This window comes from Formosa sp. L2A11 (genome assembly GCF_009796865.1).
GTDB lineage: Bacteria > Bacteroidota > Bacteroidia > Flavobacteriales > Flavobacteriaceae > Formosa.
In genome coordinates this window covers 1,120,463-1,140,062 of the sequence record NZ_CP047028.1, presented here as the reverse complement: position 1 = coordinate 1,140,062, position 19,600 = coordinate 1,120,463, and the positions used below count along the sequence as shown (strand labels likewise).

Below are 19,600 nucleotides of genomic sequence, written 5' to 3'. Positions count from 1 at the left end.
CTTACTATTATTCTATGAGATAATGATTAATTTTATAAAAATTTTTAATCCACAAAACACCATTTATTTATAAGCTTATGGGCATTATAAAAGTAGAAAATATAAGAATTTTCGCAAATCACGGTTGTTTAACCGAAGAAACTAAAATAGGTAGTGATTACCGCGTAGATTTGGTTATAAAAGCCAATTTACAAGCCTCGGCAGTATCAGACAACCTAGCAGACACCGTAGATTACGTATTTTTAAACAGAATAGTAAGAGAGGAAATGAAAATACCTTCTTACCTTTTAGAAACAGTTGCTAAACGCATATTAGTTAGAATATTAAACGAAAATACTTCTGTTGATAAAGCTACAATTAGTGTTAGTAAACTAAACCCACCTATTGGTGGAGATGTAGAAATGGTGACTATAAAAATGACGGAGAAAAGAAAAAAGTAAAAGTATATAGATTACAATCGTAATTTTTTATACATTTGCAATCCGTTAATTACGGCGTCGTGGCCGAGTGGCTAGGCAGAGGTCTGCAAAACCTTGTACAGCGGTTCGAATCCGCTCGACGCCTCTTCAAACCTTCAAGTTTTCTTGGAGGTTTTTTTATGCCCAAATTTTAATCACATATAAAATGCAATTAGAATTACTTATAGTACTAGATTATAAGCCAGTTATTCAGTAGAAACTAAAGTAATACGTAGTAAATATGCCTAAAAAATTAAGAAACTAATTTTAAATTAAAGCCTGTATAAAAAAATAAATCCAGAGCTATTTTATAAAAATACTCTGGATTTTATATGTTTAATGTAACGGATTTATTTGCTCGAATTTATCTTTTAAGATTTCTTTTTCTTTAGGAAAAAAACCTTGAACTAGAAGTAAAACTCCAAAACCTAAAATAACAAGAGATACTATTTTTTTAGTTTTAAAAATAATACGTGGTGTTAATTTATTTCTTAACGATTTAGCCGCTAGCATTTTAAATAGATCTACTATAAAATAAACGGTAAGTATAGTCGCTAAAAAAATATGAACTCCAAATTCATTATCTGTCATAGAGTTTCCTATAACTATAAAACTTAACCATCCTAAAAGCACACCTACGTTTATAAAATTTAATAGAAAACCTTTCATAAAAAGCTTCCCATAATTTTTTTGAACTACTACACTATGATACTCTCTTAAGATTGTTCTGAAAGATTTTTGAGCCTTTACAAAAGATATTAACCCGTAAACAACAAGTAATACACCTCCGAAAACAAAGAAATTAGGATCGTCTTTTATGTGATCTAAAATACGACTGGTACTGTAAAACGCAACAACAATAAAAAACATGTCTGCAATAATAACTCCTAAATCAAATATAAGAGCGCATTTAAAACCTTTTGTAGCACTAGTTTCTAGCAAAACAAAAAAAACTGGTCCTATTGTAAAGGATAACAATATCCCGAAGGGAATGGCTCTTAAAACATCTTCTAACATAGCTCGCGATCTCTGTCGCAAATTTAGTAAAAACTTAAGGGAATTAGTCTACTCTTAGAATTCTTCCACCTAATACTTTATTTTCATTAACAGTTTCTGGTTTTCCATACACATAAACATCTCCTCCTGCACGGATTACAATGTCTAACGTTTTAGAAGTTTTTACATGAGCTTCTCCAGCGGCGTGGATTGTAACTTTAGATGTTTCAGAATCTAATAATTGCCCGTTATAAATACCACCAGTTAATATACTAATTTGCTCGTTTTTAGCTGTACCAGTAGTTGTAATTTCACCACCTGTAATAGATTTTACAACTACAAAAGATACATTTAAAGGCACATGTATTTGTCCACCTTCTTGCGCTTTTAGTTCAATTTCAAATTGTTCAATAACATCGTCAGATTTTACTAAAGCACCTTCGTTAACATCTATAACGTCTATAGAAGTGTAATACAAATTAACTTTTGTGTTTTCGCCATTAAAAATATTGTCAAAACTCATTCTAACTTTTAAAGTTCCATTTTTATTTATGGTTTCAACTTTATCTGCATTATTACCAGTAATCTCGATTTTATTAACATCAGATTTTATTAAATTTAGATGAATTAAATCGTAAACTTTAACCTCTTTAAAGTCTCCTACTGTTTTCTCTATGCTATTTTGCGCATGTAATCCCATTGATAAACATGCTATAAATACTACTACTAACTGTTTCATTTTAATTGGATTATTATTTTTATTTAATAAATTAACTAATTATAAAATTGAATTTTAATCTTATAACTTCTACTAAAAAATATACGAGCTACTGAAAAAAATTTCAGTGTGATACACTCGTAATTTTTACGTTTACAACACTTATTAACAATCGTTAAAAGGGTTTAAATAATTAATATAAAAGCGTTTAATTATTATGCATTTGATTTTCCTACTAAATTAAAATCAAGGTGTTTTTTAACTAAATCTGTTTCTTTAACCTTTACAATAACTTCGTCTCCTAATTGGTACATTGTTTTCGTATCTCGACCAATTATAGCAAACTGGCTTTCATCAAACTCGTAATAATCGCCTTTAATATCGCGTGTTCTTACCATACCTTCGCATTTATTATCTATAATTTCTACGTAAATTCCCCATTCGGTTACTCCTGAAATTACACCTACAAACTCCTCTTGCTCATGATCTTGCATGAATCTAATTTGCATGTATTTAATAGAATCTCGTTCTGCTCTGGTTGCTAAATATTCCATACTGCTGGAATGTTTACATTTCTCTTCGTAAATAACTTCACTGGCAGATTTTCCATCGTCTAGATATAGTTGTAGCAAACGATGTGCCATAACATCTGGATAACGACGAATTGGTGAGGTAAAATGACTGTAATAATCGAAAGCTAAACCGTAGTGACCAATATTATGCGTGGTATATTCCGCTTTACTCATGGTTCTAATGGCCAATGTATCGACTAAATTTTGTTCTTTTTTACCTACAACATCTGTTAATAATCCGTTTAATGAAGTAGAAATAGATTTACGATCTTTAAAATCTAATTTATATCCAAATTTAGATACTACATTTTGAAGTGCTTGTAATTTACTTAAATCTGGTTCGTCATGAACACGATAAATAAATGTTTTTTGTGGTTTTTTCTTTCCTATAAATTCGGCTACTTTCTTGTTAGCCAATAACATAAATTCTTCAATTAATTTATTGGCATCTGCAGAAGTTTTAAAGAAAACACCTATAGGATTACTTTCTGCATCTAAATTGAATTTTACTTCAACCTTATCGAAAGAAATTGCACCAGCTCCCATACGTTTGTTACGCATAATTTTTGCTAGTTCGTCTAATTTTAAAACGGCATCTGCAATGGGCTGATCTACATTATAGGCTCCTCCTGTTATAGAAATTTCTTCAGGAATTGCATTTAATTTCGTTTCAATAATGTGTTGGGCTTCTTCGTATGCAAAACGTGCATCACTGTAAGTTACCGTTCTACCAAACCATTGGTTAACAACTTGTGCTTTATTATTTAATTCGAAAACTGCAGAAAATGTAAATTTTTCTTCATGCGGACGTAAAGAACACGCATTGTTAGATAAAATTTCTGGAAGCATTGGTACTACGCGGTCTACTAAATACACAGATGTTGCACGCTCGTAAGCTTCATCATCTAAAATAGTACCTTCTTGTACGTAGTGAGACACATCTGCAATGTGAATTCCGATTTCGTAATTTCCATTTTCTAAAACTTCAAAAGATAACGCATCATCAAAATCTTTTGCATCTTTTGGATCTATGGTAAAGGTTAATACTTTACGCATATCTCGACGTTTTTTAATTTCGTCTTCGTTTATAGTTGTATCTATATTATTTGCAAATTCCTCAACCTCAGTAGGAAATTCGTAAGGTAATCCGTAATCGGCTAAAATGGCATGAATTTCTGTATTATGCTCGCCTGGTTTACCTAAAACTTTTAAGACTTTACCGTTTGGAGAATCTGCTTTATCTGGCCAATCTTCTAAACTAACCAATACTTTATCTCCGTCTTCTGCACCACCTGTTTTATTAATGGGCACAAAAATGTCTTTATACATTTTGTAACCATCAACCACAACAAATGCATAGTTTTTACTTAGCTGAATAACACCAACATACTCTGTCTTAGCACGTTTTATTATGTTAGTAATTTCACCTTCTAGCTTGCCATTTTTTTTGCGTTTATAAACATAAAGTTCTACCTCATCGCCATTTAAAGCTTTGTTTATATTATTTGAAGCAATATAAACATCGTCTTCAAATTCGTCACAAATCACATAACCAGAACCTTTAGAAGTTAAATCTATAATTCCTGTACTGTATTCGGTATTAACAACGGCTTTAAATTTACCGCGTTCTACTTCTTCTATCTCTTTTTGAGAGAGTAATAATTGAAGTTTTTTTATTATTTGATTTCTGCTGCTGGCATCGTTAACATTTAAAATTGCAGCTATTTGTTTATAATTGAAGGTTTTATTACGTTCCTTTCTTAGGATGTTTAAAATCGTTTGAGAGAGATTAGAAATCCCTTTTGAAGCTTTCTTTTTCCGCTTTCTTGTCATAATCTACTTTTGTATTGTAACAAAGCTACATTTTAAATACTAAATCAATGTTTCTTTATTAAGAAGTTTAACTATTCATTTTTAAATTTAAAAAAAATAGACTTTAAAAACAGTTATAAACATATATATATATATAATCAGTTTTCTTTTAAAATTTAAAAAAATAAATAGTGCTTATTATAGTCTGTTAATATGTAGCATAACTTTTTTGAGTTTTACTTTGATTTTATCTTGTTTACACATTGTTGATACAAAGTGAACATGTTATTATATATTTAAACACTTAATATATAACTGTTTTTGTCAGGTTATCAACAATTGTTTATAACTGTAATTTACATAAAATGTTTGATAAAAATATTTTATTTTCCTGTTTATATGAGTCGATTTTAGTTTCAAAACTTTTCTAAAGAAAAGGGCTTAAATTTTAGGAGTGTATTATATAATCTTTGGTTGAAAAAAAATATGAGATTTAAAAGAAAAAGTTTAAAAAAGTAATGAACAGATATTAACAATTAATTAATAGTTAAGCACTTTTTATGAACAATTGTTATCTAAACGTTTAACTATAGTATACTTAACGTGTTTTTGTTAAAATTTTAAGAACTGTAAGGTATGTAATTATTAGGCATTTAGGTAGGTTATTAACCATCATTTCGTACATTTACTACCTTAAAATTTAAACCTTATTTACATTACAATTTAACAAAAAATAGCCAAACACATTATGAAAATTTCAATCGGTAACGATCACGCAGGAACACATTATAAATTTGCAATCCTAAAGCATTTAGAAGCAAAGGGATACGTTGTTAACAACTATGGAACAGATGCTGCAGATAGCGTAGATTATCCAGATTTTGTACATCCAGTAGCTAAAGACGTTACTAATAAGACTGTTGATTTTGGAATTATTATTTGCGGAAGTGGAAATGGTGCAAATATGACAGCTAATAAACACCAAGCAGTACGTTCTGCTTTATGTTGGACCAAAGAGATTGCTATTTTAGCAAGAGAACATAACGATGCTAACATTTTAAGTATTCCAGCACGTTATACAGCAGTAGAGCAAGCTATAGAAATGGTAGATGCATTTTTAGAAACTGCTTTTCAAGGTGGAAGACACCAAAATAGAGTAAATAAAATTCCAATAAGTTGCTAAATGTCTACCTCGTATGACCATAACCACGAACACCATACTTTACAAGGTAGAAATTTAATTTTTTCTATTTTATTAAACATTCTTATTACTCTAAGTCAGGCAATAGGTGGATTGGTTTCTGGAAGTTTATCCTTATTAAGTGATGCTCTGCATAATTTTACAGATGTTATTTCTTTAATTATTAGTTATATAGCTAATAGGCTGTCTAAACAAAAGGCTTCTATTAATAGAACATTTGGATTTAAACGTGCAGAAATTTTAGCTGCTTTTATAAATTCGTGTACCTTAATAGTTATCGCTATTTTATTAATTATTGAAGCTGTTAAACGTTTTTCAGATCCGCATGTTATTGCATCAGATCTTGTGATATGGTTATCGCTTTTAGGTATTATTGCAAATGGATTTAGTGTAGTGTTATTAAAACAAGATTCTAAATCTAATTTAAATATGCGTAGCGCTTATATGCATTTATTTACAGATATGATAGCAAGTGTAGCTGTTTTAATTGGTGGTTTACTCATGAAATTTTTCCAAATGTATTGGATAGATAGTGTGTTAACTTTTTTAATTGGCGTATATTTAATTTGGGTAGGTTATGCATTGTTAATAACTGCTACAAAAATGCTAATGTTGTTTACACCGTCTCATATTAATGTAAAAGATGTGGTACGTTCTGTAAATAAATTTCCGATAGTTAATAAATTACATCACGTACATATCTGGAACTTAAATGATGACGAATTACATTTAGAAGCCCATTTAGATTTTAAAGAAAATATTACATTAACTCAATTTAACGATATTTTATTTCAGATTGAAACCGTTTTACATGATAAATTCAATATAAATCATGTTAACATTCAGCCTGAATTTAATAAAAAAGATCCTAAAGAAATTATAGTCCAAGATTAAACATGATAAGCGTAACAATAAAATATTTTAACGAACTTAATATTCACGAATTATATGCTTTATTGCAGTTAAGAAGTGAAGTTTTTGTGGTAGAACAAAACTGTGTATATCAAGATATAGACGGAAAAGATAATAAAGCACTACATGTTTTAGGTTTTAAAAAGAATGAGTTAGTTGCTTATACTCGTATTTTTAGATCTGGAGATTATTTTGAAAATGCCAGTATTGGCCGCGTTATTGTAAAAGAAACAGAACGTAAACATAAATATGGTTACGATATTATGAATGCTTCTATACATGCTATAAACGACGAGTTTAACGAACATATTATAAAAATATCTGCTCAAAAATATCTAGAATCTTTTTATAATTCTTTTGGTTTCGAAGTTGTTTCCGAACCGTATTTAGAAGATGGTATTCCGCATATTGGTATGCTTTTAAAACCTTAAAATTTACTGGGTTAAAAATTTACTATAAGTAGTCGCGTTACTCAAAATTTGGGTAGCGCGTTTTATTTCTGGATTGTGTGTTTTATAGTAATCGTAAACACCTTCTCTGTAGGCGTAGCGTTTTACAATTTCGTCTGTTAATAAACTAGATAATTGTGCCTTATTTTCGTCTATACCCTTTATTTTTGAGGTATTTAGATTGTTAATAAGTGTGTTGTAATCCTTCTCTATATTATCTTCTAAACCTTCTTTTTTAGCACTTTCGAATGCTTTTGCTAACGCTTGTTCTGTTTCTGTTTCAAAATTAAAATCGTTAGTTTTTAAATACTTCTTAAAATCAGAAAAATCAGAATCTGTAAGTTTAAAAGTATTTACATCCTTAATGTTTTTGTGTGTATAATAATATTTAGTCGCGTAATCGAAAATAAGATCTTTGTTTAAAATGGCATTTGTAATGGCAGAATTTTTTGTAATCTCTAAAGATTCATCTGGTAAGACACCACCACCATCAAAAACAGGACGACCATTTTTAGTTTTAAATTCATGATAATTTTCTTGAGCTATTCTTACAGCATCTCCCTTATCGTCGCGATGCCAATAATCTAAAGCTTGTATACAACGTCCAGAAGGTGTGTAATATCTAGATATGGTTAGTTTTAATTGTGTACCGTAAATAAGTTGTTTAGGGCGTTGTACTAATCCTTTTCCAAAACTACGAGAACCAATAACTACGGCACGGTCTAAATCTTGAAGTGTTCCTGATACAATTTCACTAGCAGAAGCACTACGTCCATTTATTAACACAACTAAAGGAATTTCTACATCTAAAGCTTCTTTTTGGGTGTAATAGGTTTTATTAAACTTTTTAACTTTAGATTTAGTTGTAACTACCAATTGTGCTTTTGGTACAAAAATATTTACCACATTTACAGCTTCATTTAATAAGCCACCAGGATTGTCGCGTAAATCTAAAATGATATTTTTTGCACCTTGGGCTTTTAAATCTTTTACAGCATAAGCTGTTTGTGAAGACGCTTTACTGTTAAACTGACTTAAAACAATATATCCAGTATCTTTATTAATCATAGAAAAATAAGGTACCGCATTTATTTCTACTTCTGCCCTATTTATAGTTGCTGTATGTGTTTTTCCTTGGCGTTTATAAGTGACTTCTATTTTAGTTCCAGAAGAGCCTTTTAATAAATCGCCTTTATCTTCTTTAAAAGTTTCTAAATCTATAGTTCCAATTTTTATAATTTCGTCTCCGGCTTTTAAACCTGCTTTATCGGCAGGATAATCTTTATAAGGCTCAATGATAACCAACTTATCTTTTAAAGTCTTTACACGTGCTCCAATACCTGTATAATCTCCAGTGTTATTAATTCTAGCCGCTTCTACATCTTGTTCGTTCATAAATGTAGTGTAGGGATCTAAATCTTTTAACATGCTTTTTATAGCAGTATCCATTAACTCTGCCGGATTGGTTTCATCTACATAATTCATGTTTAGTTCTTTGTAAAGCGTTGTAAATATTTCTATTTGCTTTGCAATCTCAAAGAAATTGTTCTGAAATGCTGTGGTAGAAAAAAATATAGCAACCGCAAAAACAGTAATTAGAATCTTTTTTTTAAGTAATGTTTTCATGTGTAAACGGTTTTTAATTTAAGATATTAAATTGAAAAGGGTTATGAGTTTTTAGTTTCAGCTTTGGTAAATTTTTCGAATAAGGTGTTTACTTTCTTTTCTACAAATTCGTAGCTTGGTAGTTCTTTTCCGAGGTATAAAATCATAAACGCATATTGCGATGTAATGTTATTAAGATGATTATTTTTATTTAATCTGTAAGCTTCTCTTAATAGTCTTTTTACACGATTTCTATCTACAGCCAATTTAAAATTTCGCTTACTTACAGATACGCCAGTTTGTATGGTTATAGAATCTTCGAAAGTGGTTTTTAAATAGACTAATCGTAACGGATATGCAGACACTGATTTCCCTTCTGTAAAGAGTTTTTCAATAATTATTTTACTCTTAAGTTTTTCGGTTTTACCGTAAGTGTTTTTCATAAATTAAATATCGGCACTAGTTAAAATAGTAACACCGTGTTGTTGTAAATCTAAAATGGCATTGTTGTAAATCTCTTCAGAAATATAACGTGTTGCATCTGTAATATAATAGGTTTTAAAGCCTAAACTTTGTGCATCTTTTGCTGTAAAGTACACACAATAATCTGCTGCTAATCCGCAAACATAAACTTCGGTAACTTGCATACTTTTTAAATAGGCTTCTAAACCGGTATGTTGCGTTTTATTATTATCGAAAAAGGCACTATAACTATCTACTTCTTTATTCATCCCTTTTCTAAAAATTGCAGCCACAGCATCTGTGTTTAAGTCTGAAGAAAATGCTGCTCCAGTTGTACCTTGTACACAATGGTTTGGCCATAATACTTGATCTTGACCATCTAATTTAATAACATCAAATACCTTTTTAGTGTTGTGATTACTTGCAAAACTAGCATGATTTTCTGGATGCCAATCTTGAGATGCCACAACACTATCAAACTTAGATTGTATGTTATTTACCAACGGAATAATTTCATCGCCTTTAGCAACAGCAAGTGAGCCGCCTGGTAAAAAATCGTTCTGAATATCGACAAGAATAAGTGCTCTCATTACGATTTTAGTTTTTCTTTTTTTAATTGATCTCTTAATGCTTCTAGTTCTGGACCTAATCCAACTTTGTACACATGCGGATTATCAAAACGTTTGTGTTCTATTGGTAATTTTGAAAGATTATCTTTAGCAATTTGTACTAATTCTGAAGTCGATTTTTTAGCATTTACACGTTTTCCTTCAACCATAACATCGTGTAAAAGTGGTCTTACGGTAGCGTATTCTATAGACATACGTTTATGTGTTTCAAACGGATGTGCCATTTTTTTAGGAGCTTCTAAATGATGCAAAGTAATCGCATCTGCAATGTAAAGTCCGTTTTCATTCATATAACGGTACACTTGTTTTTTTCCTGGAAAATTCATCTTTTTTAAATTTTCAGAAATCTTAATTCGTGGTGTATTATTAAAACTACACAATTTATAAACACCGTCTAAAGCACCATTTTCTTTTCCAACCACTAAGTTTGTACCTACACCATAAACGTCTATTTGGGCATGTTGCTCGTTTAAACTTCTAATTACGTGCTCGTCTAATTGATTTGAAGCTGCAATTTTTACATATTGTAAATCTGCTTGGTCTAATAGTTTTCTAACGGCTTTAGATAAGTATGCTAAATCTCCGCTATCTAAACGAATACCTAGTAATTTTTCTCCGCGCGCTTCCATTTCTTTAGCTACAATTATAGCATTAGGAATTCCGCTTTTTAGAGTATCGTAAGTATCTACTAGAAGAACGCAGTTAACAGGTCTTGTTTCAGCAAAATCTCTGAAGGCTGTAAGTTCGTCGTCGTAGCTTTGTATATAGGCATGTGCCATAGTTCCGGATACAGGAATATCGTATAATTTCCCTGCAAGCACGTTAGAGGTATAATCAAATCCACCAATAAAAGACGAACGAGATGCCTGAAGTCCAGCATAACCTTGTGCACGCCTTAAACCAAATTCTGCTAAACTTTTTTCTTTCCCAGAAACATATCTTATTCTACTTGCTTTAGTAGCTATTAACGATTGAAAGTTAAGTGAGTTTAGTATAAATGTTTCGACAATCTGGCATTCAATTATAGAACCTGTAACGGTTAATATTGGACTAAAAGGAAATATAATTTCTCCTTCTTCCATACTTTGAATGTGTCCAGTAAATTTGAAATTTTTAAGATAATTTATATAGTCTGGATCAAATCCTTGACCTTCTAAATACGTAATATCTTCTTCAGAAAAAGCTACAGTTTCTAACCAATCTAAGACTTCTTCTAAACCACAAAATAAAACATAACCACCTTCGAAGGGTATTTTCCTAAAAAAGTAATCGAACGTAGAAGTTACCTCATGTTTTCCTTTTAGGAAGTAAGATTGCCCCATGGCAAGTTGATATAAATCTGTATATAGTGCTGAATTTAAATTCATTTTAAAAAAATTTTATATAAAAATAACGCATGTTTTTTACAAATGTATAAACATGCGTTATTAATTAACTTAAAGTCTCGGTTTTATTAAGACTAAAGTGTGTTGTTTTCTTTATTTATGTCTGCCATTAACCCTTTTGGATCTATTTGAATGTTCTTAATATTTCCTTTAGCCGAATTTATGGTAAATGTGTATGTTGGATATGCCCAAGCCCAATCTGCTAATTGTGTTCTTGGTGTTGTTACTGGTTTTTCGCCACGCATCATAGTTAACGGAATGTAGAATTCTTCTTTAGTACCGTTAGTGTAAGTAACCTCTACATCTAAAGGCATTGGCATTAATCCAATACGTTCTAACGTTACTGTAGTTGAACTTCCAGAATCGTTTACAGATTTAATTCCGTAATCAATTGTATTTGTAGTTTGTGTCCAATCTGTTAAATACCAATCTAATTCTAAACCAGATGTTTTTTCTGCAGAACGCATAATATCTATAGGTCTTGGGTGTTTAAAAGAAAAATCTGTAAAGTATTTTTTAAGTGTTTTCTTTAAGTTGTCTTGTCCGATTACATAACCTAATTGAGATAAAAATATTTCTCCTTTATTATACGCAGCTATACTGTAAGCCATGTTACAAGCATAACGGTCTGAATGTGTAGATTGTGGTTGTTCTTTACCCGAGTTAACTAAATAGTAATAGCCTTTGTAAGCATTATCTGAAGGATTTGCTTTATTCTCGTCCATGATAACATTCATGGCTTGGTCGCTAATGTAACTTGTAAAACCTTCGTCCATCCATTCGTGTTTAGACTCGTTAGAAGCTAACAAGAACTGAAACCATGTATGTGCCATTTCGTGAGCTGTAACACCTACTAAACTACCAAATTTACGTTCTCCAGTAATTAGAGTACACATTGCATATTCCATACCACCATCTCCACCTTGGATAATAGAGTATTGTTTGTATGGGTACTTCCCTATTTGTTTGCTATAATATTGCATTAATTCTACAGCTTTAGGCTGAAATTTTTTCCAGTTTTTTGCAATTTCAGGATTGTTTTTATAGAAGAAATGTAATACTGGTCCGTTAGGAACTTGCATCGTATCATGCACATATTCTGGATCTGCTGCCCAAGTAAAATCGTGTACGTTAGGTGCTACAAAATGCCAAGATAATTTATCTCCTTTAGGTTCTTTTACAGTTGCTGTTTCGTAACCATGACCAATTTCGTTAGAGTTTTGAAGATATCCTGTTCCTCCTACTGTGTAGTTTTTATCGATGTTAATAGTCACATCAAAATCGCCCCAAACACCATGAAATTCTCTTCCAATATAAGGATCTGCATGCCAACCTTCAAAATCATATTCTGCTAATTTTGGGTACCATTGCGTCATAGATAAAGCAACACCTTCTGCATTATTTCTACCTGAACGACGAATTTGAATTGGTAATTGTGCATCGAAATCCATATCGAATGTTACCTGTTCTCCTGGCTGAATAGGGTTTTGTAATTTCACTTCAAGAATAGTTCCTACAGTTTCGTAAGCAATAGCTTTACCATCTTGTTTAAGCGATTTTACTTTAATATATCCTATTTCGTCTGGTGTTAAAGTAGCAATTCTACTTTTTCCATTTTCCATCATTCTACTATCAGGATCTTCAATATTTTGTAAACGCACGTCCATTTCGCTTCCGGGTTGGAATGCATTTAAGAATAAGTGATAATATACACTTGTTAACACATCTGGAGAATTGTTAGTGTATACTAATTTTTGAACACCTTTGTATTGATAGTTTTTAACATCCATATCAATATCCATAGTGTAATCTACATGTTGTTGCCAATACGTAGGATCTGTACTTGTAGTTGAACCACTATGTGTTGTAGTAACTGTAGATTTACAAGAAGTAAGAACTAACAGAAGTCCAAAAATTGAGTAAAAAATATGTTTCATATAAGAAGGGGTTTTAAATAAAAAACCTCATCAAGTTGTGATTGATGAGGTTTAATACATTAAAGTTTATTTATTTTAATGTTGAAGCTAAAATTAATGCGTTGTATGCGTTAACCATTTTAGTAGATTTAGATAAATCTGCAAAAGGTTTTTCGTTGCTTGGATCTCCGCCAACAACAACATCTATGCTTACAGGTAAACCAGAATTCATTAATACTTGCTTAACTTGAGCAGCAGATAATTTTGGATATTGAGAACGAATTAAAGCAGCTACACCAGCTACAGCAGGCGATGCCATAGATGTTCCTCCTTTAGTATCGTATTTATCGCTTCCTGGTACTGTAGAATATATTGCTGCACCTGGAGCAAATACATCTACATTAATTTTTCCGTAGTTAGAGAAACCTGCAACCATTTCTGGTCCGTATTTAGGCTCTAATGCACCAACAGTAACAAACGTATCTCCTACTTCTGGACCATTATCTAATTGGTCGTTAGGGAAACAATTTTTAACATCTAAATCTTGTCCTTCGTTACCAGCAGCATTTATAAATAATACATCGTGTTTACTTGCATAAGCAATAGCATCTCTTACCCAGTCACTGTGTGGTGAGTAATATTTACCAAAACTACCGTTAATAACTTGTGCACCATTATCTACAGCATAACGAATTGCTAAAGCAACATCTTTATCGTATTCATCTCCATTAGGTACAGCTCTTACACTCATAATTTTTACATTATTAGCAACACCATTTACACCTAAACCATTATTACGTTCTGCAGCAATAATTCCTGCAACGTGAGTTCCGTGACTTTCAGAATCTTTTACAGGCATAACGTTTCCGTTACCGTAACCAACATCTGTTAAATCGTCTGGATTATCTCCTGTTTTTCTACCTTTAAATTTAATATTAAGATTGTAGTTTAAATGATCTGAAATACTTTCAAGACCATTATTTAAATCTTTTTTAGCAGCATTTACATCTTCAAAACCAAGACCTAAAATATATTTAGCAATTGCAACTGCAGTCGTTAAATCTTCATTGTCTCCAGCGTTAATACTTTCTACATCTGCTAAGTTATAATCTGATTTTTTTAAATTGGCAGAAATTAATTCATCTGCACCCTTTAATTGTTGTAATAATTGATCGTATTGCGTTTTATAATTTAAATATTTAGCATACTCTCCGTCATATTCTTTTTTAGCATTTGCATAATCAGGATTTGTTTCGTCTCCTGTAGCTAAAAGTCTTACATATTCTAATTGTTCATCGTAAGTATCTCCTAAGAAATTCCATCCATGAATATCATCAACATATCCATTTTTATCATCATCAATTCCATTATTAGGAATTTCTTTTTCATTAGTCCAAATAACATCATCTAAATCTTCGTGTTCAATGTCTATACCAGAGTCTATTACAGCAACAATTACAGTTTTACCTTTGTTGTTTTTAATAATATCTGTGTAGGCTTTGTCTACACTCATTCCTGGAATGGTATCTTGTATAAGATCTAAATGTCCCCAAGTATGTTTTTGAGTTTCTGTTAAAGGTGCTACTTTTAAAGGTATACTATCTATGTTTTCGATAGGTGTAGAAAGTACTTTTGCACCACCACCACAGCTTGTTAAAACAGTTGCTGCTATAGCAGAGAATAAAATTGGTTTTATAAAATTCATGTGTTATTTAATATGTTATTTAAAAATATCGTTACAAGTGTACGTGTCTTTTAATCGTACGCCTTTTTCTGTATGTTTTAGAGTAATTATTTCGTTGTGAGCATCATGCTCCAAAAATAGGTAATAATTATTATCGGCTGCTAAATTTAAAAACTTTTCTTTTTCACTAAAGGTAAGAAGTGGTCTTGTATCGTAACCTACAACATAAGGAAGCGGAATGTGTCCTGCAGTTGGTAATAAATCTGCCACAAATACAATGGTTTTATCTTTGTATTTAAGCTGAGGTATCATTTGTTTATCTGTATGTCCGTCTACAAATAAAATATCGAAACCAAGTTCGCTATTTTCTAGAAAATCGTTTTCAGGAAGTGATGTAAATTTTAACTGACCACTTTCTTGTATTGGAATAATGTTTTCTTTGAAAAATGATGCTTTTTCTCTAACATTAGGCTGGGTAGCCCACAACCAATGGTCTTTATTACTCCAAAAATGAGCATTTTTAAAAGCAGGTTCGTATCCTGTTCTATCTTTATTCCATTTTATACTTCCACCAACATGATCGAAATGTAAATGTGTTAAAAATACATCTGTTATATCGTCTCTATGAAATCCGTATTGTTTAAGCGAAGCATCTATAGAATGATTTCCCCAAAGTGAATAATATCCAAAAAACTTATCAGATTGTTTATCTCCCATTCCGGTATCTACCAAAATAAGCCTATCTCCATCTTCTATTAATAAAGATCTAGCAGCAATATCAATTAAGTTATTAGCATCTGCTGGATTCGTTTTTTGCCAAATAGATTTGGGTACAACGCCAAACATAGCACCACCATCTAGCTTAAAATTTCCAGTTTCAATCGGATATAAATTCATGTTTTTTAATTTTGTACTGTAAAGTTAAAAATAGTCAGCTAGTTTTAAGTAAATGTTATTTTTTATTAGGTCTTTTTTAACATAAAAAAGAATGGAGCGACTTAAATAATCCAAAACTTTTATATCTTCACATAAGAAAAAATGATTGATGTTAGAACTTGCAGGGATAATTATATTAGGAATATTAGCGCAATGGGTCGCTTGGAAATTTAAAATACCAGCTATTTTACCTTTAATACTTATAGGATTGTTAGTTGGGCCTATTGCTGCCGAATTTTTTTCTGAAGATGGCTCCAAATGGATAGAACCTATTTGGAATGGGCGTGAAGGTCTTTTTCCAGGCGAAAGTTTATTCTATTTTGTCTCTCTAGCCATAAGTATTATTTTATTTGAAGGTGGTTTAACGTTAAAGTTAAACGAAATTAAAAACGTGGCGCCAGCCATAACAAAACTAATTACTTTAGGGTCTGCAGTTACCTTTTTTGGTGCTGCTATTGCCGCACATTATACGTTTTATTTAAGTTGGGAAATATCGTTTCTATTTTCAGGATTAATTATAGTTACAGGACCAACCGTAATCACGCCAATTTTAAGAAATATTCCATTACCTAAAGATGTCTCTGCAGTGTTAAAATGGGAAGGTATTTTAATAGATCCTATTGGGGCTTTAATTGCTGTATTGGTTTTCGAGTTTATTAGTGTAGATGCTGGTGGCGAATTTACTAAACGTGCGTTTATAGAGTTTGGTAAAATTGTATTGTTTGGGTTTACTTTCGGGTTTACGTTTGCGCATGCTTTAAATACCATTATTAACAAAAAATGGATTCCGCATTACTTATTAAATGTCTTTGCTTTAGCATCTGTTTTAGGTGTATTTGTATTGTCCGATTCTTTTGCTCACGAATCTGGACTTTTAGCAGTTGTAATAATGGGAATGGTTTTAGGAAATTCTAAATCTGCTTACCTAAAAGAATTACTTTACTTTAAAGAATCGCTTAGTATATTATTAATTTCAATACTGTTTATTTTATTAGCAGCAAATATTAATATGAGTGATTTATTACTTATATATAATTGGAATACAGCCGTTTTATTTATTATCGTAGTATTTATAATTAGACCAATAGCAGTATTTTTAAGTACATATAAATCGTCTTTAAAACTTAAAGAAAAGCTGTTTGTTAGTTGGGTAGGACCTCGTGGTATTGTGGCCGCAGGTATTGCGTCTTTATTTGGATTAAAATTAGCTAAAAGCGGTATTCCAGATGCCGAGTATATTACACCATTAGTGTTTATGATTGTGCTTGGAACTGTACTCTTAAATGCTACAACAGCACGTTTGTTTGCTAAATTGGTAGGTGTATTCTTGAAAAAATCTGAAGGTATTTTAATTGTTGGTGCCTCTAAATTATCACGTTTAATTGGTCATTATTTAGAACAAAATGGGCGTCACGTTGTAATGTTAGATAGCAATCCATTAAACATTAAAATGAGTGAAGAATTAGGCTTAGAAGCTATAAATACTAACATTTATTCTGATACGTTAATGGATAATATTGAATTGAACGATGTTGGATTTCTTATGGCATTAACAGCAAGTTCAGACGTTAATAAATATGCTATAAATAAGTTTAGCAAACAGTTTGGTGAAAACGGTTCGTTTAGATTACTTAGTGCAGACGAATTGAATAATACAGATTTAATTCCGCCGGAAGGCTTGTTTTCTCAAACAGACGATTTTAATTCTTTAAGCGATGTGACTCGTAAATATCCTGCGATAAACGAAATAGAAATTAAAGACAAAGCACACTTTATAAACTTATTAAATATTAGTGATTCTGACCCAGATATTATTCCAATTTTTATAAAAAATCACAAAGGTATTTTAGATATTATTTCATCTTCAAATAAAGATAAACCTACTATAGAATCTGGTTATATTTTAGTGTATTTAGGAAAACCTTTCGATGTCGAGAAAATGTAATTTTTTTTACTTTTAAAAAGAATATAAACGCTCGTGAAGTTTATTCACGAGCGTTTTTTATATGTTTAAATCTAAAAATTATTGCTTGATTCGTTTGTTACAGCATGAGTAAATTAAGTTAAAAAATATATAATATGTTTAACTGCACAAAATATTAAAAACATTATTTTTTTACGGTAAAACCGCAAAATAATAATGTTTTTTATACATATTTTTAGTTAAAACATAAATTATGAATAAACATTTACTTGCTACTTGCTACTTGCCAGTTGCTCTAATGATGGTATAACTGAAATTGAACAGGCAGAAATTCAAAATTTTAAACAAGAGTTTTCTTTAGATAATTTTGATAATAAATTTGTTAAAAACAACATTCAAATTAATTGGGATCAAATGTCTTTAGATGATTTTTATACTAATATTGCTTATCTAGGTTTAGAAGGTACTATGGGGTTCAATAATTATATGGCTAACACTACTAATAAAGATAACTATAGTATTAGTTATGGGCATACAAGAATTAATTCAACATCAGAACCTAAATGTGATTAATTATGAAAAATCAAATAATTTTTATTTTCCTATTATTAATATTTCAAAGTTGTTTATCACAAAAAAAAGAAAAAGATACAATTTACATTCTTTTTAATGCTAAAGAAGAAGGAATGATAAAAGACATTATTCCAAAGCAAATGTTAACCGTAAAAGGAGTTTCTCCTGTAGATAATTCATTTACTTATGAAATTGATGAAAAAAAAGATGGATTTCTTTATGAGTATGCATATATATTTTCTCATTTTAATTGGAGCAGTGCAAAAACTTTATTTCCTGAAAACTATAGAGCACCTTTAATACTAAAAAAAGATATTAGTTTTTTAAATAAGATTGATGTTTTAGAAAATAATTTTTTTAAAAATACTAACTATAAAAAGGTTTGTAAAGTTTTTGAAAAAGAAGATAGTAGGGAGGTAGATGTTATTATATTTATTATTGACGTTGCAGAAATGAATACTAAAGAAATTGTACTAAGAGAAGTTCTATTTAATAGACCAATTAAGGAATAAATAATACTCTGTTCCCCTGTTTATCCTAGTATATTCTGTAACGGCTAGTGCTAGTTTTTAATTAGTACCGTATTGAGTAATAAGACTCATGATGTTCAGGCATATAAAGATTTATCTGAAGTGAAGATATTAGATATGGAAAACAGTATAAACTCACATTACCATAGTACAACCAAAAACTGTCCAAATAATTAATTATGAAAATGTTTTTTAAATTAATCTTAATGATACCTATTCTTTCGTTAGCTCAATCTAAAGAAAAAGACACTCTGTTATTAAATATGATGCAAATGTTTTAAATAAGACTAAAACAATAGATGGAAATGAAGTTTTATTTTTAATAAAAAATACAGGAAATAATGGTTTTGTTTATTTTAATTTTATTAAGTCTTATAAAGATATTAAACCAAAAAATAGTTTTATTACTATTGATAAATTTATGCCCAATATCATTTTTAATGGCTCAAGAAATACAAAAGGATACACTATTTTTTAAACTTGATGGCATATATGTTTTTGAGTCTAAATATGTCTCTAATACATATCTATTAGAAGATAGCAATGATATAGGTAGAGGTACTTTTTTCTTTGAAAAAATTGGAATAGAAAGTATAAAGAAGCCTAAAGAAATTCTTAGCTTAAAAAAATATGTACACAATTCTGAATACTATAATGAATACACAAAATATAAACTAAATGATTTTCTATTTGTTGAACATTTAAGTAATTATACTATTTACTTAGTTAAAAAAGAAAAAGGCAAAATGGAGTATATTCATGTTTTCGCAAATTCTCAAATTGAATAAAAAATGAAACGCTCGTGTATAAATTCACGAGCGTTTTTTATGTGTTATAT

At 30.4% G+C, this 19,600-nt stretch carries 18 protein-coding genes and 1 tRNA gene; 9 read left to right on the top strand and 10 right to left on the bottom strand.

Features of this window, described 5'->3' with window-relative positions:
• Nucleotides 1-77 precede the first annotated feature (77 nt).
• Together folB and GQR95_RS05005 are read left to right on the top strand one after the other, a co-directional pair.
• Complete coding sequence (gene folB / locus GQR95_RS05010) at nucleotides 78-440, top strand: dihydroneopterin aldolase (protein WP_159022119.1); 363 nt, start codon at nucleotides 78-80, stop codon at nucleotides 438-440.
• A 53-nt stretch (nucleotides 441-493) separates the two neighbouring features.
• A tRNA-Cys gene (locus GQR95_RS05005) sits at nucleotides 494-564 on the top strand.
• Between the two features lie 230 nt (nucleotides 565-794).
• Here GQR95_RS05005 and GQR95_RS05000 read toward each other — a convergent pair.
• From GQR95_RS05000 to rnr, 3 genes are all read right to left on the bottom strand, one after another.
• Complete coding sequence (locus GQR95_RS05000) at nucleotides 795-1,475, bottom strand: LysE family translocator (protein ID WP_159022118.1); 681 nt, start codon at nucleotides 1,473-1,475, stop codon at nucleotides 795-797.
• A gap of 43 nt (nucleotides 1,476-1,518) precedes the next feature.
• On the bottom strand, nucleotides 1,519-2,193 hold the full coding sequence (locus GQR95_RS04995; protein ID WP_159022117.1) for a head GIN domain-containing protein: 675 nt from the start codon (nucleotides 2,191-2,193) through the stop codon (nucleotides 1,519-1,521).
• Between the two features lie 194 nt (nucleotides 2,194-2,387).
• Nucleotides 2,388-4,577 carry a ribonuclease R gene (gene rnr, locus GQR95_RS04990; protein ID WP_159022116.1) on the bottom strand — a complete coding sequence of 730 codons (2,190 nt, stop codon included), beginning with the start codon at nucleotides 4,575-4,577 and terminating at the stop codon, nucleotides 2,388-2,390.
• 727 nt (nucleotides 4,578-5,304) lie between these two features.
• On the opposite strand from rnr, the gene rpiB reads away from it, so the two are divergent.
• From rpiB to GQR95_RS04975, 3 genes are read left to right on the top strand one after another with little or no spacing between them, the layout of a single operon-like run.
• On the top strand, nucleotides 5,305-5,739 hold the full coding sequence (gene rpiB / locus GQR95_RS04985) for a ribose 5-phosphate isomerase B (RefSeq protein ID WP_159022115.1): 435 nt from the start codon (nucleotides 5,305-5,307) through the stop codon (nucleotides 5,737-5,739).
• Nucleotides 5,740-6,651: a cation diffusion facilitator family transporter gene (locus GQR95_RS04980; protein WP_159022114.1), complete on the top strand. Its 912-nt coding sequence runs from the start codon at nucleotides 5,740-5,742 to the stop codon at nucleotides 6,649-6,651.
• A 2-nt stretch (nucleotides 6,652-6,653) separates the two neighbouring features.
• A complete protein-coding gene (locus tag GQR95_RS04975) occupies nucleotides 6,654-7,100 on the top strand; it encodes a GNAT family N-acetyltransferase (protein WP_159022113.1) in 447 nt (148 codons plus the stop codon).
• A gap of 3 nt (nucleotides 7,101-7,103) precedes the next feature.
• Here the strand turns inward: GQR95_RS04975 and GQR95_RS04970 are convergent, their stop codons facing one another.
• The 7 genes from GQR95_RS04970 to GQR95_RS04940 form a co-directional block, all read right to left on the bottom strand.
• Nucleotides 7,104-8,744, bottom strand: a complete 1,641-nt coding sequence (locus GQR95_RS04970; protein WP_159022112.1) for a S41 family peptidase — start codon at nucleotides 8,742-8,744, stop codon at nucleotides 7,104-7,106.
• Nucleotides 8,745-8,785: 41 nt separating this feature from the next.
• Nucleotides 8,786-9,166, bottom strand: a complete 381-nt coding sequence (gene rnpA, locus GQR95_RS04965) for a ribonuclease P protein component (RefSeq protein ID WP_159022111.1) — start codon at nucleotides 9,164-9,166, stop codon at nucleotides 8,786-8,788.
• Nucleotides 9,167-9,169: 3 nt separating this feature from the next.
• Nucleotides 9,170-9,775, bottom strand: a complete 606-nt coding sequence (pncA, locus tag GQR95_RS04960; protein ID WP_159022110.1) for a bifunctional nicotinamidase/pyrazinamidase — start codon at nucleotides 9,773-9,775, stop codon at nucleotides 9,170-9,172.
• Nucleotides 9,775-11,181 (bottom strand): nicotinate phosphoribosyltransferase, encoded by a 1,407-nt coding sequence (locus tag GQR95_RS04955; RefSeq protein WP_159022109.1) that lies wholly within the window; start codon nucleotides 11,179-11,181, stop codon nucleotides 9,775-9,777. Before GQR95_RS04955 ends, pncA begins: the two co-directional genes overlap by 1 nt.
• 92 nt (nucleotides 11,182-11,273) lie before the next feature.
• Nucleotides 11,274-13,136, bottom strand: coding sequence for a M1 family metallopeptidase (locus GQR95_RS04950; RefSeq protein ID WP_159022108.1), 1,863 nt, complete (start codon nucleotides 13,134-13,136; stop codon nucleotides 11,274-11,276).
• A 70-nt stretch (nucleotides 13,137-13,206) separates the two neighbouring features.
• Complete coding sequence (locus GQR95_RS04945; protein WP_159022107.1) at nucleotides 13,207-14,820, bottom strand: S8 family peptidase; 1,614 nt, start codon at nucleotides 14,818-14,820, stop codon at nucleotides 13,207-13,209.
• Nucleotides 14,821-14,835: 15 nt separating this feature from the next.
• The gene (locus GQR95_RS04940) at nucleotides 14,836-15,696 is read right to left on the bottom strand and encodes an MBL fold metallo-hydrolase (protein WP_159022106.1); all 861 of its coding nucleotides are present in this window, start codon (nucleotides 15,694-15,696) and stop codon (nucleotides 14,836-14,838) included.
• Nucleotides 15,697-15,844: 148 nt separating this feature from the next.
• Here GQR95_RS04940 and GQR95_RS04935 point away from each other — a divergent pair, with 148 nt between their 5' ends.
• The 4 genes from GQR95_RS04935 to GQR95_RS04920 all read left to right on the top strand — a co-directional run bounded on the left by GQR95_RS04935 (nucleotide 15,845) and on the right by GQR95_RS04920 (nucleotide 19,550).
• Complete coding sequence (locus GQR95_RS04935; protein WP_159022105.1) at nucleotides 15,845-17,680, top strand: sodium:proton antiporter; 1,836 nt, start codon at nucleotides 15,845-15,847, stop codon at nucleotides 17,678-17,680.
• Nucleotides 17,681-17,935: 255 nt separating this feature from the next.
• Entirely contained in the window at nucleotides 17,936-18,232 is a 297-nt protein-coding gene (locus GQR95_RS04930; protein WP_159022104.1) for a hypothetical protein, read from the top strand.
• Nucleotides 18,233-18,234: 2 nt separating this feature from the next.
• A complete protein-coding gene (locus GQR95_RS04925) occupies nucleotides 18,235-18,744 on the top strand; it encodes a hypothetical protein (RefSeq protein WP_159022103.1) in 510 nt (169 codons plus the stop codon).
• A 458-nt stretch (nucleotides 18,745-19,202) separates the two neighbouring features.
• Entirely contained in the window at nucleotides 19,203-19,550 is a 348-nt protein-coding gene (locus GQR95_RS04920) for a hypothetical protein (RefSeq protein ID WP_159022102.1), read from the top strand.
• Nucleotides 19,551-19,600 lie beyond the last annotated feature (50 nt).